The 24,730-nt window shown below is 71.0% G+C and carries 27 protein-coding genes; 12 read left to right on the top strand and 15 right to left on the bottom strand.

What is annotated here, in order from left to right:
• Positions 1-157, top strand: a 157-nt coding sequence (locus Q0588_RS12200; protein WP_298746418.1) for a UDP-3-O-acyl-N-acetylglucosamine deacetylase, incomplete at its 5' end; no start/stop codon positions are given.
• Between the two features lie 29 nt (positions 158-186).
• Here the strand turns inward: Q0588_RS12200 and pgeF are convergent.
• From pgeF to lgt, 4 genes are read right to left on the bottom strand one after another with little or no spacing between them, the layout of a single operon-like run.
• Positions 187-969: a peptidoglycan editing factor PgeF gene (pgeF, locus tag Q0588_RS12195; protein WP_298746416.1), complete on the bottom strand. Its 783-nt coding sequence runs from the start codon at positions 967-969 to the stop codon at positions 187-189.
• A 9-nt stretch (positions 970-978) separates the two neighbouring features.
• The gene (locus tag Q0588_RS12190; protein WP_298746414.1) at positions 979-1,452 is read right to left on the bottom strand and encodes a WYL domain-containing protein; all 474 of its coding nucleotides are present in this window, start codon (positions 1,450-1,452) and stop codon (positions 979-981) included.
• Positions 1,449-2,522, bottom strand: a complete 1,074-nt coding sequence (locus Q0588_RS12185; protein WP_298746411.1) for an SAM-dependent methyltransferase — start codon at positions 2,520-2,522, stop codon at positions 1,449-1,451. The genes Q0588_RS12190 and Q0588_RS12185 overlap by 4 nt, the downstream gene beginning before the upstream one ends.
• Complete coding sequence (lgt, locus tag Q0588_RS12180) at positions 2,522-3,415, bottom strand: prolipoprotein diacylglyceryl transferase (RefSeq protein WP_298746408.1); 894 nt, start codon at positions 3,413-3,415, stop codon at positions 2,522-2,524. Before lgt ends, Q0588_RS12185 begins: the two co-directional genes overlap by 1 nt.
• Positions 3,416-3,600: 185 nt before the next feature.
• Here lgt and Q0588_RS12175 point away from each other — a divergent pair, with 185 nt between their 5' ends.
• From Q0588_RS12175 to Q0588_RS12165, 3 genes are all read left to right on the top strand, one after another.
• Entirely contained in the window at positions 3,601-3,876 is a 276-nt protein-coding gene (locus Q0588_RS12175; protein WP_298746406.1) for an accessory factor UbiK family protein, read from the top strand.
• A gap of 65 nt (positions 3,877-3,941) precedes the next feature.
• Positions 3,942-4,445, top strand: a complete 504-nt coding sequence (locus tag Q0588_RS12170) for a YbjN domain-containing protein (protein WP_298746404.1) — start codon at positions 3,942-3,944, stop codon at positions 4,443-4,445.
• Positions 4,446-4,449: 4 nt separating this feature from the next.
• The gene (locus tag Q0588_RS12165; RefSeq protein ID WP_298746402.1) at positions 4,450-5,250 is read left to right on the top strand and encodes a pyrroline-5-carboxylate reductase dimerization domain-containing protein; all 801 of its coding nucleotides are present in this window, start codon (positions 4,450-4,452) and stop codon (positions 5,248-5,250) included.
• On the opposite strand, the gene Q0588_RS12160 is transcribed toward Q0588_RS12165, so the two are convergent.
• The 3 genes from Q0588_RS12160 to Q0588_RS12150 all read right to left on the bottom strand — a co-directional run bounded on the left by Q0588_RS12160 (position 5,240) and on the right by Q0588_RS12150 (position 8,200).
• Positions 5,240-5,734, bottom strand: a complete 495-nt coding sequence (locus tag Q0588_RS12160) for a hypothetical protein (RefSeq protein WP_298746400.1) — start codon at positions 5,732-5,734, stop codon at positions 5,240-5,242. The genes Q0588_RS12165 and Q0588_RS12160 overlap by 11 nt on opposite strands.
• A 206-nt stretch (positions 5,735-5,940) precedes the next feature.
• The gene (locus Q0588_RS12155) at positions 5,941-7,284 is read right to left on the bottom strand and encodes an ATP-binding protein (RefSeq protein ID WP_298746399.1); all 1,344 of its coding nucleotides are present in this window, start codon (positions 7,282-7,284) and stop codon (positions 5,941-5,943) included.
• Positions 7,285-7,468: 184 nt separating this feature from the next.
• Positions 7,469-8,200, bottom strand: a complete 732-nt coding sequence (locus tag Q0588_RS12150; protein ID WP_298746397.1) for a response regulator transcription factor — start codon at positions 8,198-8,200, stop codon at positions 7,469-7,471.
• A gap of 88 nt (positions 8,201-8,288) precedes the next feature.
• On the opposite strand from Q0588_RS12150, the gene Q0588_RS12145 reads away from it, so the two are divergent.
• Complete coding sequence (locus Q0588_RS12145; RefSeq protein WP_298746395.1) at positions 8,289-9,164, top strand: branched-chain amino acid aminotransferase; 876 nt, start codon at positions 8,289-8,291, stop codon at positions 9,162-9,164.
• Here Q0588_RS12145 and Q0588_RS12140 read toward each other — a convergent pair whose 3' ends face one another.
• The gene (locus Q0588_RS12140; RefSeq protein WP_298746394.1) at positions 9,165-11,222 is read right to left on the bottom strand and encodes a TonB-dependent siderophore receptor; all 2,058 of its coding nucleotides are present in this window, start codon (positions 11,220-11,222) and stop codon (positions 9,165-9,167) included.
• 147 nt (positions 11,223-11,369) lie between these two features.
• Between Q0588_RS12140 and Q0588_RS12135 the strand changes: the two genes are divergently transcribed.
• From Q0588_RS12135 to acs, 3 genes are read left to right on the top strand one after another with little or no spacing between them, the layout of a single operon-like run.
• Positions 11,370-12,641: a nucleoside transporter C-terminal domain-containing protein gene (locus tag Q0588_RS12135; protein WP_298746392.1), complete on the top strand. Its 1,272-nt coding sequence runs from the start codon at positions 11,370-11,372 to the stop codon at positions 12,639-12,641.
• A 29-nt stretch (positions 12,642-12,670) separates the two neighbouring features.
• Positions 12,671-13,291: a glutathione S-transferase gene (locus Q0588_RS12130; protein WP_298746390.1), complete on the top strand. Its 621-nt coding sequence runs from the start codon at positions 12,671-12,673 to the stop codon at positions 13,289-13,291.
• A 50-nt stretch (positions 13,292-13,341) separates the two neighbouring features.
• On the top strand, positions 13,342-15,303 hold the full coding sequence (gene acs / locus Q0588_RS12125; RefSeq protein WP_298746388.1) for an acetate--CoA ligase: 1,962 nt from the start codon (positions 13,342-13,344) through the stop codon (positions 15,301-15,303).
• A gap of 31 nt (positions 15,304-15,334) precedes the next feature.
• Here acs and Q0588_RS12120 read toward each other — a convergent pair whose 3' ends face one another.
• Complete coding sequence (locus Q0588_RS12120; protein WP_298746386.1) at positions 15,335-15,538, bottom strand: DUF2892 domain-containing protein; 204 nt, start codon at positions 15,536-15,538, stop codon at positions 15,335-15,337.
• The gene (locus Q0588_RS12115) at positions 15,535-16,845 is read right to left on the bottom strand and encodes an FAD-dependent oxidoreductase (protein WP_298746384.1); all 1,311 of its coding nucleotides are present in this window, start codon (positions 16,843-16,845) and stop codon (positions 15,535-15,537) included. Before Q0588_RS12115 ends, Q0588_RS12120 begins: the two co-directional genes overlap by 4 nt.
• A gap of 136 nt (positions 16,846-16,981) precedes the next feature.
• Here Q0588_RS12115 and Q0588_RS12110 point away from each other — a divergent pair, with 136 nt between their 5' ends.
• The 4 genes from Q0588_RS12110 to Q0588_RS12095 are packed head-to-tail and all read left to right on the top strand — an operon-like array spanning position 16,982 to position 21,961.
• The gene (locus tag Q0588_RS12110) at positions 16,982-18,016 is read left to right on the top strand and encodes an efflux RND transporter periplasmic adaptor subunit (RefSeq protein WP_298746381.1); all 1,035 of its coding nucleotides are present in this window, start codon (positions 16,982-16,984) and stop codon (positions 18,014-18,016) included.
• Positions 18,013-21,240 (top strand): efflux RND transporter permease subunit, encoded by a 3,228-nt coding sequence (locus Q0588_RS12105; RefSeq protein ID WP_298746379.1) that lies wholly within the window; start codon positions 18,013-18,015, stop codon positions 21,238-21,240. The genes Q0588_RS12110 and Q0588_RS12105 overlap by 4 nt, the downstream gene beginning before the upstream one ends.
• A complete protein-coding gene (locus tag Q0588_RS12100) occupies positions 21,237-21,581 on the top strand; it encodes a metalloregulator ArsR/SmtB family transcription factor (protein ID WP_298746377.1) in 345 nt (114 codons plus the stop codon). The genes Q0588_RS12105 and Q0588_RS12100 overlap by 4 nt, the downstream gene beginning before the upstream one ends.
• Positions 21,578-21,961: a DUF302 domain-containing protein gene (locus tag Q0588_RS12095; protein WP_298746375.1), complete on the top strand. Its 384-nt coding sequence runs from the start codon at positions 21,578-21,580 to the stop codon at positions 21,959-21,961. The genes Q0588_RS12100 and Q0588_RS12095 overlap by 4 nt, the downstream gene beginning before the upstream one ends.
• Before the next feature lie 125 nt (positions 21,962-22,086).
• Here the strand turns inward: Q0588_RS12095 and Q0588_RS12090 are convergent, their stop codons facing one another.
• Genes Q0588_RS12090 through narI form a run of 5 tightly spaced genes read right to left on the bottom strand, consistent with a single transcriptional unit; the run spans position 22,087 to position 24,723 of the window.
• Positions 22,087-22,491: a ribonucleotide reductase subunit alpha gene (locus Q0588_RS12090; RefSeq protein ID WP_298746373.1), complete on the bottom strand. Its 405-nt coding sequence runs from the start codon at positions 22,489-22,491 to the stop codon at positions 22,087-22,089.
• Positions 22,492-22,494: 3 nt separating this feature from the next.
• Positions 22,495-22,710: a hypothetical protein gene (locus tag Q0588_RS12085; protein ID WP_298746371.1), complete on the bottom strand. Its 216-nt coding sequence runs from the start codon at positions 22,708-22,710 to the stop codon at positions 22,495-22,497.
• On the bottom strand, positions 22,710-23,024 hold the full coding sequence (locus Q0588_RS12080; protein WP_298746369.1) for a hypothetical protein: 315 nt from the start codon (positions 23,022-23,024) through the stop codon (positions 22,710-22,712). Before Q0588_RS12080 ends, Q0588_RS12085 begins: the two co-directional genes overlap by 1 nt.
• Complete coding sequence (locus Q0588_RS12075; RefSeq protein WP_298746367.1) at positions 23,009-23,938, bottom strand: peptidylprolyl isomerase; 930 nt, start codon at positions 23,936-23,938, stop codon at positions 23,009-23,011. The genes Q0588_RS12080 and Q0588_RS12075 overlap by 16 nt, the downstream gene beginning before the upstream one ends.
• Positions 23,935-24,723 carry a respiratory nitrate reductase subunit gamma gene (gene narI, locus Q0588_RS12070; protein ID WP_298746365.1) on the bottom strand — a complete coding sequence of 263 codons (789 nt, stop codon included), beginning with the start codon at positions 24,721-24,723 and terminating at the stop codon, positions 23,935-23,937. The genes Q0588_RS12075 and narI overlap by 4 nt, the downstream gene beginning before the upstream one ends.
• Between the last annotated feature and the right edge of the window lie 7 nt (positions 24,724-24,730).

Below are 24,730 nucleotides of genomic sequence, written 5' to 3'. Positions count from 1 at the left end.
CGGCGACATGTACGTTCTCGGCGCGCCCCTGCTGGGCCGCTACGAGGGCGTCAAGGCCGGCCACCACATCAACAACCGGCTGGTCCGCGAACTGCTGGCCAATCCGCAGGCCTGGCGCGAGACGACCCGCGTGCCGGAACTGGCGATGGCGGGATAGAGCGCGCCCCTCTCCCATCGGGAGAGGGATCAGGCGAGTGTGATGGCGCTCATCAGCCGCCCGAAATCGGCTTCCCGGTCCAGAAAGGCCCGCCGGTTGGAATAGAAGCGCGCCGCATCCGTTCGGGTGTCGCCGCCGGTCCACGCCGCCTCGCCGACCCCGGCCTGCTCCAGCCGCCACAGCACATAGCCGGGCAGGTCGAACAGCCGCTTGTCCGCCGTCGCGCCCGGGGCGAAGAAGCGGGCGCCGCCCGGATCGTGATGGTCGAACCGGTCCTGGAAGTCGGCGCCGACCTCATAGCTGGCCTGGGCGATGCAGGGGCCGACGACGGCGGCGATGCGGGCGGGGCGGGCGCCCAGCGCCTCCATGGCCGCCACGGTGGAGTGGATGACGCCGGTCAGGGCGCCCTTCCAGCCCGCATGGGCGGCGCCGACCACCCCCGCCCCGGCGTCGGCCAGCAGCACCGGGGCGCAGTCGGCGGTCAGCACGGCGCAGATCACCCCCGGCGCGACGCTGACCACGGCGTCGCCCTCGGGCCGTCCGTCCTTCCAGCCCGCCTCGGCGACGCGGGCGACCGCCGAGTGAATCTGGTAGCAGGCGGCGATGTCGTCCGGGTCGCCGCCGAAATGCGCCGCCACGCGCCGCCGGTTCTCGGCCACGGCGGCCGGATCGTCGTTCGAGCCGAGGCCGGTGTTCAGGCCTTCATAGAGGCCGGTCGAGACCCCGCCCCGCCGGGTGAAGAAGCCGTGGCGGAGCCCGGGCCGGGAGAGGAGCGGATGGGTGATGGGGGTCGGCGCTTCGTCGGGGGTCATGGCTGCTTGTCAAAAGAAATCGTCGAGGTCGGCGATGGCCCGCCACTCCGCCAGCAGCAGGCGATGACGGCGCGAATAGGGGACGGCGGTCGGCGTCATCCCGCGGATGCGATCGAGGCGAAAATGCCGGTAGTCCTGTCGGCGCTCGCACCAGGCGGCGACATAGCCGGCGTCACCGCGGCCCGGCGGCAGAATGGGGCAGATGCACCGCCGGGTTTCGACGCCGCGACGGTCGACGTAGACGATCTCGACGGCCGCTTCCCGGGCGATGGCTTCGGTCAGCATGGCGGGCCAGTCGCCGGGCCGGGTCGATGGAGGGCGGGCCACCGGCGCGGGTTCCGGGCGAGGAGTCATGTCCACGATCCGGTCGGCCAGATCACAGGCCACATCCCTGACGTCCTCGTCGTCACGCATGATGATCAGTTGAAGCCCGAGGAGGACGGCGTCCGCCTCGTCATCGGTCAGTTTCAGATCGAGAGTCATGTTTCAAATCCCGGAACCGCGAGGCGGCGCGGCGAGAAGATCGCGCAGGCCTTGAACAGGGTCCCCATCTGGTCGTCGGCGGTCAGCCGGGCCAGCTGGCGGTCGATCACCGGGGCGGCCTCGGGACGGCCCTGCCTCAGCCGGTCGGCGCGGGCCTCGATGCCCAGCCGGCGCAGGAACTCGCCCTGGGCGAGGCAGCCGGTGACGTCGGCCCCGGCGTGGACGGCGGCCTCGAGAACCGTCGGGAAGTCGGCCCACTGGGTCAGGTCGGCCTCGCCCGGGGTTTCCAGCGGATCGACCTTCCGGTGGCGGCGCAGGGCCTGCAGGGTGTCGCCGGCCCCGGGGCGGGCGCGGCCGTAGTCGATCAGCAGGGCCGCGCCGGACGCCGCCTTGATCAGGGCCGCGACCTCGCGGCCGAACACCGCCTGCTGTTCGGAGATCTCCACCGTCTGGCCCGGCTCGACCTCGAAGGGCGGCCGCTTGAAGCCGCCGGTGATCGCCTTCAGGCCGAAGGTCAGGGCGCCGTCGTCGGTGACGCCGACGCAGCGCTCGGCCCAGCCGTCCTCCGTCTTCACGAACTGGCGCGCGGGCAGGCAGTCCAGCACCTCGTTGGCGATCAGTATGACCGGGGCGTCGGTCTCGATCCGGTCCAGCGAGGCGACCCAGCGCGGATGCAGGTCGCTGTCCGCCAGCATCCGCGCCTGGGCCTCGCGCAGGGGCGGGCTGGGCTCGATCAGCACCAGGTCGATCGCCCGCAGGAACTCCGGGCTCAGCCGGGCGGCGCGCAGGGCGTCGGCCATCAGCGTGCCGTCGCCGGGCCCGACCTCGACCAGCCGCACCCGCTCGGGCGCGCCCAGCCGCTGCCACAGTTCGACGGCCCAAAGGCCGATCAGCTCGCCGAACATCTGGCTGATCATCGGCGCGGTGATGAAGTCGCCGGTCGCGCCGATCGCCGGCCGGGTCGCGTAATAGCCGCCCTGCGGGTCGTGCAGGCAGCGGGTGACGTAGCCGGCGACGGTCAGCGGCCCGGTCAGGGCGATCTCGCGCGCCAGACGCTCCTTCAGCGGCATCAGTCCTCCGCGGCCACCGGCGGCCGGCTGCGGGCGCGCCAGATCAGCCAGGCCCCGATCAGCATCATCGGGATCGACAGCATCATCCCCATGGTCAGGCCCAGCGGCAGGTTCTCCATGCCGAAGTCGGGCTGGCGCACCGTCTCCAGCGAGGCGCGGGCCAGGCCGTAGCCCAGCAGGAAGATGCCGGTGACATAGCCCGGCTTGGCCAGCAGGCGGCCCTTGAACACCGCGAGCGCCAGGATGACGGCCAGGGCCACGCCCTCCAGGGCCGCCTCGTAGAGCTGGCTGGGATGACGGGGAACGAGGCCCGCGGGACAGTGGCCGTAGAGGTTCAGGAGGGTGTCGTTGCAGAACACCATGCCCCAGGGCGCGTCGGTGGGGCGGCCCCACAGCTCGCCGTTGATGAAGTTGGCGATGCGTCCGAAAAACAGGCCCAGCGGCACGACGGGCGCGACCAGGTCGCCGAGGCTGAGCAGGCGGATCCTGTTCTTCCGGGCGAACCAGACGATCGCCAGGGTGACGCCGATCAGGCCTCCGTGGAAGGACATGCCGCCGTCCCACAGCCGGAACAGCGCCAGCCGTTCGCCCCAGTCCGAGCCGACGACCAGGCCGGCGTAGAGCGACGGCTTGTAGAACAGGGCGTAGCCGAGGCGGCCGCCGAGGATGATGCCCAGGGTGATCCACAGCACCAGATCGTCCAGCTGGACCGTGGTGACCGGCGGCTTGCCGGGCTTCCACACCGCCTCGTTGCGGGCGAGCCGGTTGGCGTACCACCAGCCGAGCACGATGCCGGCCACATAGGCCAGGGCGTACCAGCGGATCTCGAGCGGTCCGAGTCCGAAGAAGGGGCCGATCTGGAACCAGACCGGGTCGATGTCGGGGAATTGCACGGGCGCTCCTGCTGGCGGTTCCTCGCAGCGGGTTTAGCAAGCGTCGCCGCCCCCGTCCCTGAAATTTCCGCAACGGTCGCGGGTGCCCAAATCAGGCCACAGGTCGCATCGACAGCAAGGTTTCGTTCATCATATCCGGTGAACCTTCATTAACGACGTTCGCTTGGCCGAGTCGGAGAGTTCTGATGCAGACCCGAAACCCTATCCTCGACGAGTTCGCCAAGCTGACGACGGGCGCCGTGGGCCTGGCCCAGGCCGCGGGCGAGGAGGCCAGGGCCGCCTTCCGCGCCCAGGCCGACCGCTTCGCCGCCGACATGGATCTGGTCCGGCGCGACGAGTTCGATGCGCTGAAGGCCGAGATCGCGGCGCTTCGGACCGAAATCGCGGCGCTGAAGGGCGCGAAGAAGCCTCAAAAGGGAACGTCCACAGCGGCTTCTCCCGCGCAGGACGCAGCCGGTTGAGCCGAATCTGCGAACCCGCCTACCGTTCCCCCCAGAGGGCGTGAGTCGCGCCCGGAGACGCCTTGATGGACACTGCCCGGCCCGACGAAGTTGAGCTTCCCTTCGATCCCCTGGACGTCGTGGAGCACGTGCTGGTGGCCGAGAACCTGCCGTTCGACCGCACCGACGAGGGCGATCTCGCCTTCGCCCTGGCCGGCGACTGGAAGGACTATGAGCTGTGGTTCGCGTGGCGGCCGGAAGGCGACTGCCTGCAGCTGTGCTGCGCCCTGGACCTGCAGGCGTCGAAGTCGCGCCGCGCGGCCGCCTACGAGCTGGTCGGACTGATCAACCAGCGCACCTGGATGGGCCATTTCGAGGTCTGGGCCGAGGACGGCGAGATCGTCTTCCGCCATTCTCTGGCCCTGCCGATGGGCGAGCGGCCGACCCTGGGACAGGCGGCCTCGATGATCGATGCGGCGGTGGAGGCGGCGGACCGCTACTATCCGGCCTTCGACTTCATGATCCGCGGCAACAAGAAGCCGCAGGAGGCGATCGACTCCTGCCTGTTCGAGACGGTCGGCACGGCCTGAGACCATGGCTGCTCCCTCTCCCGGCGCCGCCGTGGTCCTGGTCGGCTGCGGACGGCTGGGATCGGCCATCCTCGAGGGCTGGCTGGCGACCGGGGCGGTTCCGCCCGCCGACCTGATCGTCCTGACCCCGTCGGGGAAGCCGGCCGCCGAAGCCGCCCGGAGGCGGGGCGCACGGATCAATCCGCCCGTCGCGGCCCTCGCCGGCGCGCGGGCCGTGGTGCTGGCGGTCAAGCCGGCCGGCTGGCGCGAGGCGCTCGCCCCGCTGCTGGCCGGCCTGCCGCCGGGCGCGACGATCCTTTCGGTGATGGCGGGGGTGAAGGCCGACGCCCTCGCCGCCGCGGCCGCCCGCCCCGTCGCCCGCCTGATGCCGACCACGGGGGTGGCCCAGGCGCGCGGCGTCGCCGCCCTCTGGGCCCCGGACGCCGCCGCCCGCGAGGAGGCGCGCCGCCTGTTCGGGCCGATCGCCGACATCGTCGACCTGGACGAGGAGGCCCTGCTGGACGCGGCCACGGCGGTGGCCGGGTCGGCCCCGGCCTTCATCCACGCCTTCGTGCAGGCCCTGGCCCGGGCCGGGACGGCCCAGGGCCTGTCGGCGGAGGCGGCCGGGCGGCTGGCGCGCGGCGCCCTGCGGTCGGCCGGAGCCGGGGCGGAGACCGGCGCCTCCCTCGACGAGCTGATCGCCCGCGTGGCTTCGCCCGGGGGAACGACGCGGGCGGGGCTCGACGCCGCCGCCGAGGCCCTCGATCGCGCGGCCGCGGCGGCGGTCGAGGCCGCCGTCGCCCGCGCCAGGCGAATCAGCGGCTGACGTAGCGTCCTTCGGCCAGGCGGACGGCCAGCCGCCGGTAGGCCTGGTCCGCGTCGTGCCAGACGCCGAAGCCCCGGACCTCGGCGAGGTTGTTCGTGTACCAGCCGTAGCGGACCGGCAGCATCCGCCCGTCGGCGGTGGTGATGCGGCCCTCGATGGAGGCGCCGCCGATGGACAGGCTGCGGAGGGCGTCCAGTCCCGGCTGCCGGGCCAGCTGCTTCATGGTCGGCCGGTTCGGCCTGAGATCGGTCAGCACCAGGTCGATCCGCGCCCCGTCCAGATCGCCGCCGCCGGCCAGCGCCCGGCCGACGACCTCGGCGAGCCGGTCCGCCTGTCCGCGCACCTCCCGTTCGCCCAGCTCGTCGGCCCGGTCCTGGAGTTCGGCGCCGAGGGTGACGTTGATCGCCGCCGGATCGGCCGCGGCCGGGCCGGCCGCCGCCGCCAGCAGGGCCCCGAGCGGAGCCAGAAAAGCGAATTTGCGCATCGTGTCCTCCAGAGCGAAATCGGTTTGGACGCGATCGCGTCCAAACCCAGATCTTCGCTCCAGCATTATACCGGAGCCTGATTCACGGCATCGGCGGAATCGCGAAGCGATTCCTCCTCAACCGATCAGGCTCCAGCCCCGCCGTCGGGAAGAAGATGCGTCCAAAGCGCCGCTTGCGCCAGCCGCGGCGATGATTTGTGATCGGCTCAGCCCGGCAGGCGGATGGCGGCCCGCAGTCCGCCGAGGTCGCTGCGGCCCAGGGTGATGTCGCCGCCATGGCTGCGCGCCACGTCCCTGGCGATGGCCAGGCCGAGGCCGACGCCCTTGCGGTTCTGGTTGCGCGAGGCGTCGAGCCGCGAGAACGGGCGGAACGCCTCCTCGTGCATGTCGTCGGGAATGCCCGGTCCGTCGTCCTCCACGGTGATCTCGAGGCCGCCGGACGGCAGGGCGCGGGCGGCGAGGCGGACGTGATCGCCGTGGGCGGCGGCGTTGCCGGCCAGATTGGCCAGGGCCCGCTTGATGGACAGCGGACGCAGGCTGGCGGTCAGGTTTTCCGGCGCCGCCACCTCGACCTCCGCCCCGGCGCGGCGGACGTCCTCGCCGGCGTCGGCCAGCAGGGCCCCGACCGACACGGTCTGCGCCGCCTCGCCGGCCTCGCCGCGCGCGAAGGCCAGGTATTCGTCGATCATATGCTCCATCTCGTCGAGGTCGCCCCGCATGGCCGAGGCCCGCTTGAACGGCGGGGCGAGGGCCAGTTCCAGCCGCAGGCGGGTCAGCGGCGTGCGCAGGTCGTGGCTGACCGAGGCCAGCAGGGCGGTGCGCTGTTCGATATGGCGCTGGATGCGGTCGCGCATGTCCATGAAGGCCCTGGCCGCCGCCCGGACCTCGCGCGCGCCGTGGGGCTTGAAGCGCTCGCTCGTCTCGCCGCGCCCGAAGGCCTCGGCCGCCTCGGCCAGCCGCTCGATGGCGCGGACCTGGTTGCGGATGAACAGGATGGCCACGCCCATCAGCATGACGGTGGCGATGAACAGCCAGACGACGAAGATGTGCGCCTGGGTGGCCACCGCCCGCTCCCGCGGGGCGATCACCCGCAGGACCCCGTCCGGGTGCTGCACGCGGATGTCGACATAGGCCGGGTAACGGGTGGTCGAGAACCAGACCGGCCGGTCGACGCGCGACCTCAGGGCCTCCTCGAGGGTGCGGTCGATGACGCCGATGGGGCCGCGGTCCGGCTCCTCCGGCAGGACGTCGCCCTCGCGCAGGTCGACGGACAGGGACATCGAGCGCTGGGCCCGGTCGGCGATGATCTCGAGGTTGCGCGGCGTCGGATCGTCGGCGTAGCTCTCCGAGGCCCAGGCGATGTCGCCGGCCAGACCCTCCGACAGCCGCGCCGTCACCGTCTGCCAGTGCATGTCGAAGAAGGCCCAGGTGACGGCCACCTGCATGACCAGCACCGGCAGGACGATGATCAGCAGCGACCGGCCCCACAGCGAGGTCGGCAGGCGCCGCTTCAGCACCCGGGCCCATAACGACGCCGGCAGGAGTTTCACGACCCTTCCCCCCTTGCGGGGGAAGGTGTCAGGCGGAGCCTGACGGATGGGGGGTGAGACACCCATCCGTCCAGTTGACCTCCGTACGTCGCAGGGTGCTCGAAACCGCCAGCCCCCCCATCCGAGCCGCTCCGCGGCCCACCTTCCCCCGCAAGGGGGGAAGGAAGGTGAAGAGCGTGCACCATCAGTCCGGGGCCAGCATGTAGCCGACGCCGCGGACGGTCTGGAGGTAGCGCGGGTTCTTGGGGTCCGCCTCCAGCTTGCGGCGCAGCCGGGTGACCTGGACGTCGACGGCGCGGCCGGTGATGTCGGCGGTGTCGGGCGACAGACTCATCCGCTCGACCGCCGAATGGGCGTGGATGGCGAGGGTCTTCAGAAGCTGGGCCTCGGCCTCGGTCAGGCGTTGCATCTTGCCGTCGCGCGTCAGCTCCAGCCGCTCCATGTCGAACACCGCGGGGCCCAGCTTGATCTCGCGCGGGGTCAGCGGCTTGCCGCCGGTGCGGCGCAGGATGGCGTCGACGCGCAGGGCCAGTTCGCGCGGGTCGAACGGCTTGGACATATAGTCGTCGGCGCCTCGCGATAGGCCCTCGATGCGGTCGTCGGGATCGCCGCGCGCGGTCAGCAGCAGGACCGGCGTCCTCGAGGTCTCGGCCTTGGAGCGGACCCAGGTGGTCAGGTCGAAACCGCTCTCGCCGGGCATCATCACGTCCAGCACCACCAGATCGAACTCGATCAGCTCCATCAGCCGTTTCGCCGCGGCGGCGTGGGCGGCTCCGGTGACGCGATAGCCCTCGCGGGCGAGGAATTCTTTGAGCAGTTCCCGGATCCGGTCGTCGTCGTCGACGACCAGCAGATGGCGGCCCGCTCCGGACCCGGCGATCGGTCCGGAGCGGCCGTGGGGGCGAACGTCGCTCATGCGGCGGCGATCCGGCTTGTCGGGCAGGCGTTGACCTGGGCGGTTCCGACGGGTCTAACCCCGGAACAGACGCGGGAGACGTTCTTCAATGGCCTTCGTTCCTTTCGACGATCGTGACGGCTGGATCTGGATGGACGGCGATTTCGTGCCCTGGAGGGACGCGAAAACGCACGTTCTGACCCATGCCCTTCACTACGGCTCGTCGGTTTTCGAGGGTGAGCGTATGTATGGCGGCGAAATCTTCAAGCTGACCCCGCATAGCGAACGCCTGAAGCGCTCTGCAAACCTGCTGGATTTCGACCTTCCGTACAGCGTGGCCGAGATCGACGCCGCCTGCAAGGCGACCTGCGAGAAGATGGGACTGTCCGACTGCTATGTGCGGCCGGTGGCCTTCCTCGGGCCGGAGGCCGTCAGCGTTTCGGCGGTCCACAACACGACCCGCGTCGCCATCGCGGTGTGGGAGTGGCCCAGCTATTTCGATCCCGAGACCAAGGCGCGCGGCATCCGGCTGGAATGGTCGAAATGGCGCCGGCCGGACCCGGCCACGGCCCCGTCGGCGGCCAAGGCCGCCGGCCTCTATATGATCTGCACCATGTCCAAGACCGTGGCCGAGCGGCGTGGCTACGCCGACGCCATGATGCTGGACTGGCGCGGCTATGTGGCCGAGGCCACCGGCGCCAACGTCTTCTTCGTCCAGGACGGCGTGCTGCACACCCCGCCGGTCGACGCCATCCTCGACGGCATCACCCGCCAGACGGTGATCGAAATGGCCGCCGCCAAGGGCATCGAGGTCGTCGTCCGCAACATCCGCCCCGAGGAGCTCTCGACCTTCAGCGAATGCTTCCTGACCGGCACCGCCGCCGAGGTGACGCCGGTGAGCGAGATCGGCGAATACCGGTTCACCCCCGGCGCCCTGAGCCTCGGCCTGATGGAGGACTACGGCCGGCTGGTGCGGCGTCTCTAGCTAGAAACGGGTGCTGAGGGTCAGCCGGGCGTTCAGCGGGGCCCCGGTCGAGATGTTGTTGTTGTTGTGCGCGTCCGGGAAATAGGTCGTGTCGAACAGATTCTCGACGTTCAGCTGCAGTTCGATGTCGTCGCTGACCCGGTAGAAGGCGGCCGCGTCGACCCGGGTGAAGGCCGGCAGGCGCGTCGTCGCCGCCGTCGTGCGAATGGCGGCGTACTGGCTCGACTGGTGGATGACCCCGAGGCCGAAGCCCAGCCGCGGGCTGACGTCGTAGCGGTTCCACAGGCTGAACTGGTGCTTGGGCGTCTGGGCCAGACGAACCGCGTCATTGCCCCGCAGCCGCGCGTCCTGCCGCGAATAGCCCCCGCTGACCTGCCAGTCCGGCAGGATCCGGCCGGTCACCGCCACCTCCAGGCCCCGGGTGCGGGTCTCGCCGACATTGATCGTGGCCGTCGGGTTCAGCGGATCCGGCGTCGTCGCATTGGTCCGGTCCAGCTGGAACAGGGCGGCGGTCACATTGAGATCGGGCCGGATGTCCCACTTGGCGCCGACCTCATGGTTGGTGAACGCCTCGGGTTCGAGATTCTGTTCGGTCGGCGACAGGGTCAGGAACTGGTCGCCCGACCGCGGCAGGAAGGACTGGCTGTAGCTGCCGTAGATCGAGACGTTGGGCTGGGGCTTGTAGATCAGGCCGAGGCGGGGCGAAACCTTGTCGTCGGCCCGGGCGAAGGGGCGATCCGGATCGGCCTGCCGGTCGAGGCCGGTGATGTCGAAGCGGTCGTAGCGCAGGCCGGCGACGATGTCGAAGCGGTCGCCGACGCTGATCTGGTCCTGCACATAGGCCGACACTGATTCGACGTTCGAGACGGTGTCGCGGTTGAGGGCCGGGAAGGAGACGCCCGGGAACACCGGATCGGCCAGGTCGAGATCTGTGCGGGTCAGCACGGCGTTGCGGCGCCGGTTGGCCGAGTCCTGGTCGCCGTACTCGAGGCCGAACAGCACCCGGTGGTTGAGGCCCCCGGCCGCCACGTCCCACACCAGATTGCTCTGCACCAGCAGGTTCCGGCGGGTGGTGGGGTCCGTATAGCCGGCCAGCGGAACCGTGCCATCCCGGGCCGTGGCGGGGCCGTTGGCGAAGACGTTGGTGTAGACCTTGTCGTAGTCGCCATACAGGACGGTGGTCGAAACCTCGACGTTGCGGGCCGGCGCGCCGTCGATGCGCAGCTTGGCGATGTTGGCCTCCAGCGTCGTGCGGTTGACTCCCGGGACGCCGAAGAACTGGTCGCGATAGCCGGTCAGGGGCGCGCCGGCCAGGGACGGAACCCCCCGGTCCACGACCCGGTCGTCATTGACGTATTCGTATGACAGCCCCGCCCGCCAGCCGGCCCCGAAATCGACCGCGACATAGGGGTTCACCGCATATCGTTCGCCGTCGAAATAGTCGCGGTGGTTGTCGAGCGCCTCGTAGACAGCGTTGAACCGGACCGCGGCCATGTCGCCCAGCGGGGCGTTGACGTCGGTCGAGACATCCCAGGCGCCGAAGCTGTTGGCGCTGACCCGGCCGCCCATGAAGGCGCCGCCGGCCTGGGGCGTCTTCTGCACCCGGTTGATGATGCCGCCGCCGCCGCCGCGGCCGAAGATCAGCGCATAGGGGCCCTTCAGCACCTCCACCCGCTCCAGATTGTAGAGGCCGCGATAGTACTGGGTGTCGTCCCGCACCCCGTCGAGGAAGAAGTCGGCCGTGGTGTTCTGGCCGCGCAGGGTGATCTGGTCGCGGTTCCCCTCGCCCTGGCCGACCGTGGTCCCGGGCACGTAGCGCAGCAGCTCGCCCAGGCTGCGCAGCGCCTGGTCGTCCAGTTGCTCGCGCGTCACCACATTGACGCTCTGCGGCACGTCGAGCAGCGGCGTGTCGGTCTTGGTCGCCGTCACCGAATTCACCGCGACATAGCCGTGGTTCCGTCCGGTGACGAGGATCGGCTCCAGCTCCGTCGCCTCCTGGGCCGCCGCCAGGGTCGGCAGGGCGAGAAGGATGGCCGTCGAAGTCAGGAGGGTGCGCATGGGGTCTGCCGGATTGCTCGGGTGGAGGGAGGAGCCTCCATAATGCGAGGCATTCGCATTAGCAACCGGTTTCCGTCGAGGGCCGGCGCCGCTTGCGCCCCCGCACGGTCTCCGGCAGCAAAGGGGGGGGAATCCGGGGAGCCGTTTATGTTCAGCCTGCTGAATCTCCAGAGCCTGGCGGGGCTGCTGGCCATTGTGGCGGCCTGCTGGGCCCTGTCGGAAAACCGCCGGGCGTTTCCGTGGAAGCTGGCCCTGGGGGCCGTCGGCGTGCAGGCGGCGCTGGTCCTGGCCCTGTTCGCCATTCCCGGCTCCCAGGCCGTCCTCGCGGCCATAACCGGGGCCGTGGACGGGCTGAACACGGCGACGCAGCGGGGCACGCAGTTCGTGTTCGGCTATCTCGCCGGCGGCGACCAGCCCTATGCGGTGACCAATGACGGGGCGCTGTTCACCTTCGCCTTCCAGGTGTTGCCGCTGATTCTGGTGATCTCCGCCCTGTCGGCCCTGCTGTGGCACTGGAAGGTGCTGAAATGGATCACCCACGGCTTCGGCATCCTGTTCCAGCGCACCATGGGCCTGGGCGGGGCCTCGGCGCTGGCGGTGGCGGCGAACATCTTCCTCGGCATGATCGAGAGTCCGATCGTGATCCGGGCCTATCTGGACAAGCTGACCCGGTCGGAGCTGTTCCTGCTGATGGTGGTCGGCCTGGCCACGGTGGCCGGGTCGACCATGGTGGCCTACGCGGCCATTCTGGGGCCGGTGCTGCCCGACGCGGCCGGGCATGTGCTGGTCGCCTCGATCGTCTCGGCCCCGGCGGGCATCCTGCTGGCGCGGATCATGGTCCCGGAAGCGCCGGGCGAGGGCGGGGCCCACGCCGACTACGAATCCGCCCTGAAGTACGACAGCGCCATCGACGCCATCGTCAGGGGCACGGCCGACGGCCTGATGGTGGTGCTCAATGTCTCGGCGGTGCTGATCGTGTTCGTGGCCCTGGTGGCCCTGGTCAATGTCATGCTCGGCGGCCTGTGGCTGTTCGGCGGCGAGGTGACCGTCGAGCGCCTGCTGGGCTGGGCCTTCACGCCCGTGGCCTGGCTGGCCGGCGTGGAGTGGGCCGAGGCCGGAAAGGCCGGCTGGCTGCTCGGGGTCAAGCTGACCCTGACGGAGTTCGTCGCCTTCATCGAACTGGGCAGGATCCCGCCCGGCGAGATGAGCGAGCGCACCCGGATGCTGATGACCTATGCGCTGTGCGGCTTCGCCAACATCGGCTCGGTCGGCATCACCGTGACGGGGCTCAGCGTGCTGATGCCCGAGCGCCGCGAGGAGGTGCTCGGCCTGGTCTGGAAGGCCCTGTTCGCCGGCTTCCTGGCGACGCTGATGGCGGCCGCCGTCGTCGGGGCCTTGCCGGGGATGATCTTCGCCTGATAGCGTTGCGATAAGCAACGGAGATCGGGATGAGGCTCTACACCTCCCACCGCGCGCCCAATCCCCGGCGGGTGCGCTGGGTGATGGCCGAGAAGGGCATCGAGGACGTCGAGGTGGTCGAGGTCGACATCCTCGCCGGCGAGCACAAGACCGCCGACTATCGGGCGCGGGTCGGGGTGCCGCACCTGCCGGCGCTGACGCTGGACGACGGCACGACGATCTCCGAATCGATCGCCATCGGCCGCTATCTGGAGTCGCTGTACCCCGCGCCGAACCTGTTCGGCCACGACGCCCGCGAGCAGGCGGTGGTCGAGATGTGGACGCGCCGGGCCGAGTTCTACCTGGCCAATCCGATCATGCTGAGCGTGCGCCATTCGCACCCGGCCCTGGCCGCGCTGGAGGCGACCCAGCTGCCGCAGGTGGCGGAATACAACCGCGCCGCCGCCGAGCGCTTCATGAAGACCCTGGACCGCCATCTGGCCGCGCGCGAATTCATGGCGCTGGACCGCTTCACCATCGCCGACATCGTCGCCGTCGTCGGCCTCGATTTCGCGCGGCTGGTGCGCTACCGGCCGCCCGAGGCCTTCACCCATCTGGCGCGCTGGCTCGAGGCCTGCCGGGCCCGCCCGGCGGCCGCGGCCGGCGTCTAGAGGAGTCAGGACGCATTGACCGGGAACGGCGGCGCGGGCAGCATCCGGCCATGAGCGACCATAACGACGTCTATCCCGTCCCGTCCGAATGGGCCCGGCGGGCCCGCATCAACGCCGACGCCTATGAGGCCGCCAGGGTCGCGGCGCGCGAGAATCCGGACGCCTTCTGGGGCGAGCAGGCCCGCCGGCTGGACTGGGTGACGCCGCCGACCCGGATCAAGGACGTGTCGTTCGACAAGGCCGACTTCCGCATCCGCTGGTTCGAGGACGGGGTGCTCAACGTCGCCTGGAACTGCCTCGACCGCCATCTGCAGACACGGGGCGACGAGACGGCGATCCTCTGGGAGGGCGACGACCCGGGCCAGTCGGGCCGGCTGAGCTACCGCGAGCTGCACCGCGAGGTCTGCCGCATGGCCAATGTCCTGAAGACGCTGGGCGTCGCCAAGGGCGACCGCGTCACCATCTACCTGCCGATGATCCCCGCCGCCGCCGTGGCCATGCTGGCCTGCGCGCGCATCGGGGCGGTGCATTCGGTCGTGTTCGGCGGTTTTTCGCCCGACAGCCTGTCGGGGCGGATCGAGGACTGCGGCTCGAGGCTGGTGATCACCGCCGACGAGGGCCTGCGCGGCGGCAAGCGGGTGCCGCTGAAGGCCAATGTCGACGCGGCCCTGGGCAAGGAGGCCGGGGCCATCGTCGAAAAGGTGCTGGTGGTCTCGCACACCAACGCCGATGTGCCGATGGTCGAGGGCCGCGACGTGCGCTATGGCGAGGCCAGGCACGGCGTCTCCGACGACTGCCCGTGCGAGCCGATGAAGGCGGAGGATCCGCTGTTCATCCTCTACACCTCGGGATCGACCGGCAAGCCCAAGGGGGTGCTGCATACCACCGGCGGCTATCTGTTCTGGGTGGCCTGGACCCACGAACTGGTGTTCGACTACCGCCCCGGCGAGGTGTTCTGGTGCACCGCCGACGTGGGCTGGGTCACCGGCCACAGCTACGGCGTCTACGGGCCGCTGGCCAACGGCGCGACCACCCTGATGTTCGAGGGCGTGCCGAACTATCCGGACTCGAGCCGCTTCTGGCAGGTCATCGACAAGCACGGGGTCGAGATCTTCTACACCGCCCCGACGGCGCTGCGGGCCCTGATGCGCGAGGGCGACGGGCCGGTGAAGGCCACCTCGCGCGCCTCGCTGCGCCTGCTCGGCACGGTCGGCGAGCCGATCAACCCCGAGGCCTGGCGCTGGTACCACAAGGTGGTGGGCGAGGGCCGCTGCCCGATCGTCGACACCTGGTGGCAGACCGAGACGGGCGGCATCCTGATCTCGCCCCTGCCGGGAGCGACGGCGCTGAAGCCGGGCTCGGCGACCAGGCCGCTGCCGGGCGTCGAACTGCAGCTGGTCGACGCCGGCGGCGCGGTGCTGGAGGGGGCGGCCTCCGGCAACCTGTGCATCACCGACAGCTGGCCGGGTCAGATGCGCACCGTCTGGGGCGACCACGGGCGGTTCTTCGACACCTATTTCGCGACCTATCCGGGCAAGTATTTCACCGGTGACGGTTGTCGCCGCGACGCGGACGGCTATTACTGGATCACCGGCCGGGTCGACGACGTGATCAACGTCTCGGGCCACCGCATGGGCACGGCCGAGATAGAGAGCGCCCTGGTGCTGCACGAGGCGGTGGCCGAGGCCGCCGTGGTCGGCTTCCCGCACGACATCAAGGGGCAGGGCATCTACGCCTATGTGACGCTGAACGCCGGGGTGGAGCCGGACGAGGCCCTGCGCAAGGAGCTGATCGCCCAGGTCCGCGCCGAGATCGGTCCGATCGCCGCGCCCGACGTGATCCAGTGGGCTCCCGGCCTGCCCAAGACCCGCTCGGGCAAGATCATGCGGCGCATCCTCAGGAAGATCGCCGCGAACGAGGTCGACGCCCTGGGCGACACCTCGACCCTGGCCGACCCGGCCGTGGTCGAGGATCTCGTGCGCAACCGGGCCGGGGCCGCCGCGTTCGCCTGACGCGGGCGTCGATCAGGCCGCGCCGCGGGCCCTAGCGGAACGCCTTGCCCGGCTGGACGCCGAGCCGGCGGAACGCCAGCGCGGCCGGGCAGAAGCCGGTGACCGAGGCCTGGAGCAGATTGGCCCCGACGAACACGGTCAGCCACACCCAGGCCGGATGGACCCAGTGGGCCAGCGCCACGCTGGCCAGCACCATGGTTCCCGCCAGCATCATGACGGCGCGATCAAGAGTCATTGGTTGAGTTCCTGGTTGGAGGGAGAGGGGGGGCGGCGCACCTTGTGGGCGCCGATCAGGTCGAGGGCGAGCTTCTCGTACAGGGGCTCCGCCTGGCCCTTGCGTATCTTGTGCAGGAAATAGGTCTCGAACGCCGCCTTGGCCGCATGCACCCAGCGGCCGCTGGCCGACCAGTTGATGTTGCGCGGCGGAATCTGCGGCTGGGCCATGAAGGCCACGCCCCCGTCGCCGAAATCGGCCAGGCAGATGGCGTTCCAGCTGGCCTCGTGGGTCGGCGCCTGACCATCGAGAATCTGCTTCAGATTGGCCGCGATGGCCGAGACCATGCTCTCGATCATGAAGCCGGTCTTGGGCACGCCCACCGGCACCGGCGTGGGGCCGGTCGGCGGAATGGCGATGCAGACGCCGAGCGCGAAGATGTCCGGCCAGGCCGGATTGCGCTGATGCTTGTCCACGAGGATGAAGCCGCGCGGATTGGTCAGCCCCTCGACGCCGCGCACCGCCTCCACGCCCCGGAAGGCCGGCAGCATCATGGAGTAGGCGAAGGGCAGGTCGTGCCCGGCCTTGACGGCCCCGTCCTCGCCGACCTCCTCGACATGCATCATGCCGGCGTCGACGCTCTTCACCCTGGCGTTGGTGATCCATTTGATGTGCCGCTGGCGCATCTCGCTTTCCAGCAATCCCTTGGTGTCGCCGACTCCGTCGAGGCCCAGGTGGCCGATATAGGGCTCCGAGGTGACGAAGGTCATCGGCACCCTGTCGCGCAGCTTGCGCCGCCGCAGTTCGGTGTCGAGGATCATGGCGAACTCATAGGCCGGCCCGAAACAGGAGGCGCCCTGGACCGCTCCGACCACGATCGGGCCGGGGTTCTCGACGAGCCGGTCGAACGCGGCGGCGGCCTCGACCGCGTGATCGACATGGCAGATCGAGACGGTGTGGCCGTCGGGGCCGAGGCCCGGGATCTCGTCGAAGGCCAGTTCCGGGCCGGTGGCGATGACCAGATAATCGTAATGCATGACCCGGCCATCGGCCAGATCGATGCCCTTTTCGGTCGGCCGGATGCGGCCGACGGGGACGTCGAGGAATTCGACGCCCCTGCGCTTCATCACCTCCGGCAGCCGGACCTCGATCGCGTCCCGCTTGCGCCAGTGCACCGCCACCCAGGGGTTGGACGGCGTGAAATGGAAGGTGTCGCCCTTCGACACCACGACGATGCGGGCGCGGTCGCCGAGAGACTTGCGCAGCTCGTAGGCGGCGATGGTCCCGCCGAGGCCTGCGCCGAGGATGACGATGGTGGGCCGTTCCATGGGCGGTCTCCTTCCCGAGAGAATCCTGCGATGCCCGATCCTGGCTCGCGATCGGCGCCGGGCGGCCAGCCACCAGGCTTGCATTCATATTAGCATTCTCTAATATTAGCGCAAGCCGCTTGCACAGGACCCCTCCATGACCAGACCCCCGGCCCTGCTCGCCGCCCTCGCCGTCTCGGCCGCCCTCGCGGGCGGCCTGTCGGCCTGCGGCGGCCAGCCCGAGACGGCCGCCGCCCCCGCCGTCCGGGGGGAGCGGCTGACCGTGGCCGAGGCCACCATCGACGCGGTCAAGCCGGCGTCGGCGGTGGTCGCTTCGCGAGACCTCGCCGAGGCCCGGACCCGCATTCCCGGCACCCTCGTCCAGCTGAGCGTGCGCGAGGGCGACCTGGTCCGCCGGGGACAGGTCATCGGCGTCGTGTCGGATGACCGGGTCGGCCTCCAGACCGCGGCCTTCGGGGCCCAGGTCGCGGCGGCCGAGGCCGAGGCCGAACGGGCCCGGGCCGACCTCGCCCGCATCCAGACCCTGTTCGACAAGGGCATCTACGCCCAGGCCCGGCTGGACCAGGCCCGCGCCGCCTCCCGCGCCGCCGACGCCCAGGTTCGCGCCGCCCGCGCCCAGCGCGGGGCCAGCGCCGAGACCGCCGCCCAGGGCCGCATCCTCGCGCCGACCACCGGCCGGGTGCTGACCGCCGACGTGCCGGTCGGCTCGGTGGTCGGCGCCGGCCAGTCCGTCGCCACCATCACCGCCGGGCCGCTGGTGCTGCGCCTCGAACTGCCGGAAGCCCAGGGCCGGAACCTCCGGGTCGGCCAGACCGTCCGGCTCCAGGGGGACGATCTGCCCGGGGTGGCCGGCGGCGTCGTCGCCCAGGTCTATCCCGCCGCCACGGCCGGCCGCACCACCGCCGACGTCGCCGTCGAGGGCCTGTCCAGCGATCGCGTCGGCCAGCACGTGGTCGTCCAGGTCCCGGCCGGCCAGCGGCGCGCCATCGTGCTGCCGCGCCGGGTGGTGTCGACCCGCTACGGCATCGACTTCGTCCGCACCGTCGATCGCGCCGGACGGATCAGCGAAGCGCCGGTCCAGCTCGGCGGGCCGGTGTCCGGCGACCGCGTCGAGGTGCTGTCGGGCCTGGCGCCCGGCGATGTCGTCCTCGCGCCGGAGCGGGCCCGATGAACCTCGGCCTGTCCGGGCGGCTGACCCGCGCCACGCTGAACTCGCCGTTGACGCCGCTGATGCTGCTGGCGGCCATCGCCGTCGGCCTGATGGCCGTGCTGTCGATTCCGCGCGAGGAGGAGCCGCAGATCAGCGTGCCGATGATCGACATCATGGTCGCCGCGCCGGGGCTGGGGGCCGCCGACGCCACCGAACTGGCGGCCAAGCCCCTCGAGGCCATCGTCCGCGGGGTGGACGGCGTCGAGCACGTCTACACCCAGGTCGAGGACGACCGGGTCATGGTCACCGCCCGCTTCGTGGTCGGCTCCGACCCGGACGACGCGGCGCTGCGCGTGCACGAGAGGGTGCGGGCCAATTTCGACTCCATTCCCGCCGGCGTGTCCGAGCCGCAGGTCGTGACGCGCGGCATCAACGACGTGCCGACCGTCGTCCTGACCCTGACCCCGCGGGCCGACGTGGCCCGCCGCTGGAGCGACCAGGCGCTCTATGACATCGCCGTCCGCCTGCGCGCCGAGGTCGGCAAGGTCGAGAACGTCGGCCAGACCTTCATCGTCGGCGGTCGCCCGTCCGAAATTCGCGTCGAGCCGGACCCGGCGAGGATGGCCGCGCGCGGCGTGGCCCTGTCCGCCATTCTCGAGACCGTCGCCCAGGCCAACCGCAGCTTCCCGGCCGGATCGGTCCGCGACCGGGGCCAGGCCTTGACGCTGCGCGCCGGGGAACGGATCGCCGCGCCCGACGACGCGGCCCTGCTGACGGTCCGGTCGCTGTCCGGCGAGCCGGTCCATCTCCGCGACGTCGCCACCGTCGTGCAGGCCCCGCGCGAGGACCAGGCCCGGGCGGCGCACTACGCCCGCACCGGCGACGGCTGGAGCCTCACCCCGGCGGTCAGCCTGGCGGTGGCCAAGCGGCAGGGCGCCAATGCGGTGGTGGTCTCCCACGGCGTCATGCAGCGGGTCGAGGCCCTGAAGGGTTCGCTGATCCCGGAAGGGCTCGAGGTCGTGGTCACCCGCGACTACGGCGAGACGGCCAATGAGAAGGCCAACGAACTGCTGATGCACCTGGGGCTGGCGACCGTCTCGATCGTGGTGCTGATCGGTTTCGCCATCGGCTGGCGCGAGGCCGCGGTCACCGCCGTGGTCATTCCGACCACCATCCTGCTGACCCTCTTCGCCTCCAACCTGATGGGCTACACCATCAACCGGGTCAGCCTGTTCGCCCTGATCTTCTCGATCGGCATCCTCGTCGACGACGCCATCGTGATGATCGAGAACATCGCCCGTCACTGGGGCATGAACGACGGCCGGAGCCGCGCCCAGGCCGCCGTCGAGGCGGTGGCCGAGGTCGGCAATCCGACCGTGGTGGCCACCCTGACCGTGGTCGCGGCCCTGCTGCCGATGCTGTTCGTCTCGGGCCTGATGGGCCCCTACATGGCCCCGATCCCGGTCAACGCCTCGGCGGCCATGGTGTTCTCCTTCTTCGTCGCCGTGGTCATCGCCCCGTGGCTGATGATCCGTCTGGCCCGCCGGGCCGTGGCGGGCGCCCACGCCGAACAGGGCGAGGGCCGTCTGGGCCGTCTCTACCGCCGGGCGGCGACGCCGGTGATCCGCTCGCGCCGCAGCGCCTGGACCTTCCTGATCGCGGTCGGCCTCGCCACCCTGCTGGCCATGTCGATGTTCGGCTTCCGGGCGGTGCCGGTGAAGCTGCTGCCGTTCGACAACAAGTCCGAGCTGCAGGTCGTTCTCGACATGCCCGAGGGGACCAGTCTGGAGACCACCGAGCGCACCCTGGCTGGGGCCGCGGCCGTGACCCGGACCCTGCCCGAGGTGGAGTCGATGGAGAGCTACGCCGGAACGGCGACGCCGTTCAACTTCAACGGCCTGGTGCGCCACTACTTCCTGCGCGACCGACCGGAGCAGGGCGATCTGGCGGTCCGGCTGGCCCACAAGGAGCACCGCAAGCGCAGCAGCCACGCCGTCGCCCTCGACCTGCGCCGCCGGCTGGCGGATCTGCCCCTGCCGGCGGGGGCGTCGCTCAAGGTGGTCGAGGCGCCGCCCGGACCGCCCGTGCTGGCCACCCTGCTGGCCGAGGTCTACGGCCCCGACGCGGCGACCCGGCGCGCCGTCGCCGCCGAACTGGAGACCCTGTTCCGGGCCCAGGACTCGGTGGTCGACGTGGACAACAGCTTCGGCGTCCGCCGTCCGGTCCTGCGTCTGATCCCGGACCGGGAGAAGATCGAGCGCTTCGGCCTGTCCGAGCGCGAGGTGCAGGATTCCATCGCCGCGGTGATGGGCGGCCAGGTGCTCGGCTACGCCGTGCGCGAAGACGAGCGCACCCCGGTCGAGATCGCCGTGCGCCTGCCCCAGTCGGCGCGCGCCTGGACGGAACAGCTGGCGGTCATGCCGGTCGCGGTCACCACCATCGGCGGCGGCCGCCGGCTGGTCGAACTGGGCGAGGTGGTCGAGGCCCGGCGCGATCTGGCCGGCTGGCCGGTCTACCGCCGCGACGGCCGCGCCGCCGAAATGATCACCGCCGAACTGGCCGGCCAGTTCGAGGCCCCGATCTACGGCATCCTCGCCATCGACGCGGCCATCAAGGCCCACGACTGGAAGGGCCTGCCCCGGCCGGAGGTGCGTCTCAACGGCCAGCCTGACGACGAGACCCGGCCCACGGTGTTGTGGGACGGCGAATGGGAGATCACCTGGGTCACCTTCCGCGACATGGGGGCGGCCTTCGGCGTGGCCCTGCTGGGCATCTATGTGCTGGTCGTCGCCCAGTTCCGCGACTTCCGCCTGCCGCTGGTGATCCTGACGCCCATCCCGCTGACCCTGATCGGCATCGTCATCGGCCACATGCTGTTCGGGGCGCCGTTCACCGCCACCTCGATGATCGGCTTCATCGCCCTGGCCGGGATCATCGTGCGCAATTCGATCCTGCTGGTCGACTTCATCCGCCACGCCCGGACTCCCGGGCGGCCCCTGCGCGAGGTGCTGCTGGAGGCCGGGGCGATCCGCTTCAAGCCGATCCTGCTGACGGCGCTGGCGGCGATGATCGGGGCGGCGGTGATCCTGTTCGATCCGATCTTCCAGGGCCTGGCGATCTCCCTGCTGTTCGGCCTGATGTCCTCGACCGTGCTGACGGTGCTGGTGATCCCGGCCATCTATATCGCTTTGAAGGACGACGGGCGGCCGCTGACCGCCCCCGCCCCCGCCAAAGAGACGCCATGACCGACAACCTTCCCAGACCCGACCGGGCCGATCTGGCCGAACTGGAGGGCAGCGCCGCCCCGGCCGCGCGGCTGATGCGGCTGTTCGCCAATCAGCAGCGGCTGATGCTGATGTGCCGGCTCAGCGAGGGCGAGTGCGCCGTCGGCGAGCTCGCCGCCTGTGTCGGCCTGTCGCAGTCGGCCTGCTCCCAGCATCTGGCGCGGCTGCGGGCGGAGGGGGTGATCGCCCCGCGCCGCGAGGCCCAGACCATCTACTACGGCATCGTCGACCCGGCCGCCGCCCGGGTCATCGCCCTGCTGTGCGACATCTATCGTGACCCGCCCAACGGAGACCAGCCATGACCTATTTCCACGCCCGGACGATCGACGGCGATTTCGACGCCGTCCTGCAACGCACCCGCGAGGCCCTGCAGAAGCACGGCTTCGGCGTCCTCACCGAGATCGACGTCCAGTCCACCCTGAAGGCCAAGATCGGCGCGGACTTCCGGCCCTACCGCATCCTCGGCGCCTGCAATCCGCGCATGGCGCACGAAGCCCTGGAGATGGAGCCCCACGTCGGCGCCATGCTGCCCTGCAATGTGGTGGTCCAGCAGGCCGACGCCGGCGTCGAGGTGTTCGCGATCGACCCGGTCGCCTCGATGCGCGCGATCGACAACGCCGGCCTCCTCAATCACGCCGGAACCGTCGGGGCCCAGCTCCGCGCCGCCGTCGACGACATCTGACCTGGAGCCTGATCGGTTGAGGGGGAATCGCTTCGCGATGCCGCCGATGCCGTGAATCAGGCTCCAGTCTAATGCTGGAGCGAAGATCCGGGTTTGGACGCGATCGCGTCCAAACCGATTTCACTCTAGCCGAAGACCACCGGCTCGCCCGTCCCGTCATAGGCCGGGAAGGCCCCGAAACCGCCGTCGCGAACCGCCTCGACCATCTGCTGCAGGGCCCGGTCGATCTCGGCCTGCGCCGGCGGCTGTCCGTTCCGCCCGGAGAGTCCGGCCGCGAAGACCAGGCTCCAGGGCGGTCCGGCGTGGCGGGATTCGTCCGCCAGGGTCTTGAAGTCCGGCAGGTCCCCAGGCGCCTTGTCGACGCACATCAGCGGCGCAAGCGCACCGCCCTCGCCGCGCAGGAACCGCTGGCGCTGCGCCGGCGTGGCGTCGTCCGGCAGTTCCGCCCCCGCGAACACGAACAGCAGCCGGTGGGGTTCGGGCTGATCGAGCGCGGCGGCGACCAGTTGCCGGAAATGGGAGCCGCTCATGGATCAGGCCAGCACCAGGAACAGGGTGATCGCCACCAGGGCGACGGCGGCCACGGCCCAGATCACCGGCCAGACGGCGGGGCCCTGCCTGGGGACGGATATGGTGTCCAGCGGCGTGCTGCCGTGCTGGTCCTCGGTGTAGCTGGCGTCGTGCTCGCGCTTCAGCTCCGGGTTCAGGCCCTCCGGGGCGGAGTCCTGGGGGGGAGAGGGGTCGGACATCAGGCTTCCTCCAGCCGTGGGCGCGGCGCGGCCGCGAGACGCCAGCGTACCATTTCTTCGAGACAAGCCAGACCCGGGTCGGCGGCGCCGTGCAGTCGCCCGTTGAGGCGCGTCCACGCCTCCGCGTCGGCCTCGCGGTCGAACGCCGCGACCGTGCTCCGCGCGAACCGTCCCGGGGTCTGCCCCCCGGCCTCGGCCGCGGTCCGGACCTGTTCCGCCAGCTCCGGCGCGGCCGCCTCGAGCCAGCGCTCGAAGGCCGGCGTCGCCGCCCGGGCGCGGGCCAGCAGGTCTCCCAGCGTCAGCATGAGGCGCACGGGCCCTGCGCCGGCGCGGCCAGCTCCACCCCCTCGATCCGCGCCGCCGCCGCCAGGCCGGCCACGTAATTTCCCGCCGCCACGGCCCAGGCGCGCGCCTCCAGGGTGTCGCGGATGCGCTCCCTGACCACCTCATAGGGCAGGTCCCGCCCTTCGATGCGTCGCTCCAGCCGCAGCAGATGCCAGCCGAAGCGCGAGCGGACGGGCTCGGTCCGGTTGGTTCCGGCGGGGGTGTCCTCCAGCGCCGCCTGCACCGGAGGCGCCAGTTCGCCCCGGCGCACCTGTCCGAGCGAGCCGTCCTGCTGGGCCGAGGGACAGGTCGAGTGGGTCCTCGCGGCGCGGACGAAGGCGGGACGGCTCTGGCCGATCTCGTCGGCCAGCCGCCGCGCCTGGGCCTCGGCCGCGGCCCAGCCGGCGGCCTCGTCCGTTTCCGGTTCGATCAGGATGTGGGCGGCTTCGAACAGTTCGGGGGTGCGGAAGCGTTGGCGCTGGCCCTCATAGTAGCGCCGGCACTCGGTCTCGTCCGGTTCGGCCGGGGTCAGCTCGCGCTCGAGCAGGGCGCGAACCAGCGCCTCCTCCGGCGCCTCCCCGGCGTCGGCGTCCGCATCGTCGGCGATCGTCAGCCCCAGCCGCCGCGCCCGCCGCAGCAGCAGTTCCCGGACGACGAGGGCGCGCGCCGCCGCGGTCCAGGCCTCGACCGGATCGGCGGCCGGGTGGTGCTGCAGCTCGCGGGCGATGGCCTCGGCCTCGATGTCGACGTCGTCGACCCGGACATCGGGGAAGTCGGGGACGGGCGGCCGCGGCGGGGGCGCGCCGCGGCCGGCCTCCCTGGCGGCGGCCGGGCGGACCGGCGGGGGCGGCGGCGACGCCCGGCCGGACGACCGGGTCAGCACGAAGCGGGGCGCGCCGGTCACTGGACGCTCTCCGCCTCGCCGCGGACCACCGCCGGCCCGCCGAAGCTCGGGGCCGACCCCGGCGGACCCGCCGTCGGCGTCGTCGAAGGCCGCCGCACGGCCCCGCGCGAGCGGACCAGCTGGTAGCCCGGCCGGATCAGGAAGAAGAGCGGAATGCTCCACACATGAACCAGGCGCGTGAACGGCGTGATCAGGAAGATGGTCAGACCCAGGATGATGTGCAGCTTGTAGACCCAGTAGGCGTCGATGATCAGGTCGGCCGCCGCCGGGTTGAAGGTCAGCAGGCCGTTGGCCCAGCCCATGAACAGGACCATTTCCGAGCCGTCGAGATGCTTCATGGTCCACCAGGTGGTGGCCAGGCCGAGGGTCAGCTGAAGCCACAGCAGCAGCAGCACCAGAATATCCATCTTCGACGAGCTGCGCCGGATGCGGGGATCGAACAGCCGCCGGTGCAGCAGCAGGGAGGCCCCGACGAAGGCGGCGAGGCCGGCGACGCCGCCGACCACGAGGGCCGTCATCTGCTTGAAGCCGTGGCCGACGCCGAAGAAGTCGAAGACTCCGATCGGGGTCAGCAGGCCGACGAAATGCCCGCCCAGCAGGGCGAGGATGCCCAGGTGGAACAGGTTGGAGCCGATCAGCATCTGCTTGCGGCGCAGGAACTGGCTCGACTGGGAACGCCACGAATACTGCGCCTTGTCGAAGCGAAGCAGGCTGCCGAGGACCAGCACGGTCACCGCCAGATACGGATACCAGCCGAAGGCCAGTTGGTTCAGAACCCCTTCCATCGCGCCC

The organism is uncultured Brevundimonas sp., assembly GCF_937870815.1.
GTDB lineage: Bacteria > Pseudomonadota > Alphaproteobacteria > Caulobacterales > Caulobacteraceae > Brevundimonas.
Note: the sequence above shows the minus strand (reverse complement) of the source record. Positions and strands in the feature narration are given on the sequence as shown.

What these genes read in the sequence shown, in the direction of transcription:
- pgeF (WP_298746416.1), bottom strand. Translation starts at nt 969, where the DNA reads ATGACCCCCGACGAAGCGCCGACCCCCATCACCCATCCGCTCCTCTCC.
- Q0588_RS12190 (WP_298746414.1), bottom strand. Translation starts at nt 1,452, where the DNA reads ATGACTCTCGATCTGAAACTGACCGATGACGAGGCGGACGCCGTCCTC.
- Q0588_RS12185 (WP_298746411.1), bottom strand. Translation starts at nt 2,522, where the DNA reads ATGCCGCTGAAGGAGCGTCTGGCGCGCGAGATCGCCCTGACCGGGCCG.
- Q0588_RS12175 (WP_298746406.1), top strand. Translation starts at nt 3,601, where the DNA reads ATGCAGACCCGAAACCCTATCCTCGACGAGTTCGCCAAGCTGACGACG.
- Q0588_RS12170 (WP_298746404.1), top strand. Translation starts at nt 3,942, where the DNA reads ATGGACACTGCCCGGCCCGACGAAGTTGAGCTTCCCTTCGATCCCCTG.
- Q0588_RS12165 (WP_298746402.1), top strand. Translation starts at nt 4,450, where the DNA reads ATGGCTGCTCCCTCTCCCGGCGCCGCCGTGGTCCTGGTCGGCTGCGGA.
- Q0588_RS12160 (WP_298746400.1), bottom strand. Translation starts at nt 5,734, where the DNA reads ATGCGCAAATTCGCTTTTCTGGCTCCGCTCGGGGCCCTGCTGGCGGCG.
- Q0588_RS12150 (WP_298746397.1), bottom strand. Translation starts at nt 8,200, where the DNA reads ATGAGCGACGTTCGCCCCCACGGCCGCTCCGGACCGATCGCCGGGTCC.
- Q0588_RS12145 (WP_298746395.1), top strand. Translation starts at nt 8,289, where the DNA reads ATGGCCTTCGTTCCTTTCGACGATCGTGACGGCTGGATCTGGATGGAC.
- Q0588_RS12140 (WP_298746394.1), bottom strand. Translation starts at nt 11,222, where the DNA reads ATGCGCACCCTCCTGACTTCGACGGCCATCCTTCTCGCCCTGCCGACC.
- Q0588_RS12135 (WP_298746392.1), top strand. Translation starts at nt 11,370, where the DNA reads ATGTTCAGCCTGCTGAATCTCCAGAGCCTGGCGGGGCTGCTGGCCATT.
- Q0588_RS12130 (WP_298746390.1), top strand. Translation starts at nt 12,671, where the DNA reads ATGAGGCTCTACACCTCCCACCGCGCGCCCAATCCCCGGCGGGTGCGC.
- acs (WP_298746388.1), top strand. Translation starts at nt 13,342, where the DNA reads ATGAGCGACCATAACGACGTCTATCCCGTCCCGTCCGAATGGGCCCGG.
- Q0588_RS12120 (WP_298746386.1), bottom strand. Translation starts at nt 15,538, where the DNA reads ATGACTCTTGATCGCGCCGTCATGATGCTGGCGGGAACCATGGTGCTG.
- Q0588_RS12115 (WP_298746384.1), bottom strand. Translation starts at nt 16,845, where the DNA reads ATGGAACGGCCCACCATCGTCATCCTCGGCGCAGGCCTCGGCGGGACC.
- Q0588_RS12110 (WP_298746381.1), top strand. Translation starts at nt 16,982, where the DNA reads ATGACCAGACCCCCGGCCCTGCTCGCCGCCCTCGCCGTCTCGGCCGCC.
- Q0588_RS12105 (WP_298746379.1), top strand. Translation starts at nt 18,013, where the DNA reads ATGAACCTCGGCCTGTCCGGGCGGCTGACCCGCGCCACGCTGAACTCG.
- Q0588_RS12100 (WP_298746377.1), top strand. Translation starts at nt 21,237, where the DNA reads ATGACCGACAACCTTCCCAGACCCGACCGGGCCGATCTGGCCGAACTG.
- Q0588_RS12095 (WP_298746375.1), top strand. Translation starts at nt 21,578, where the DNA reads ATGACCTATTTCCACGCCCGGACGATCGACGGCGATTTCGACGCCGTC.
- Q0588_RS12090 (WP_298746373.1), bottom strand. Translation starts at nt 22,491, where the DNA reads ATGAGCGGCTCCCATTTCCGGCAACTGGTCGCCGCCGCGCTCGATCAG.
- Q0588_RS12085 (WP_298746371.1), bottom strand. Translation starts at nt 22,710, where the DNA reads ATGTCCGACCCCTCTCCCCCCCAGGACTCCGCCCCGGAGGGCCTGAAC.
- narI (WP_298746365.1), bottom strand. Translation starts at nt 24,723, where the DNA reads ATGGAAGGGGTTCTGAACCAACTGGCCTTCGGCTGGTATCCGTATCTG.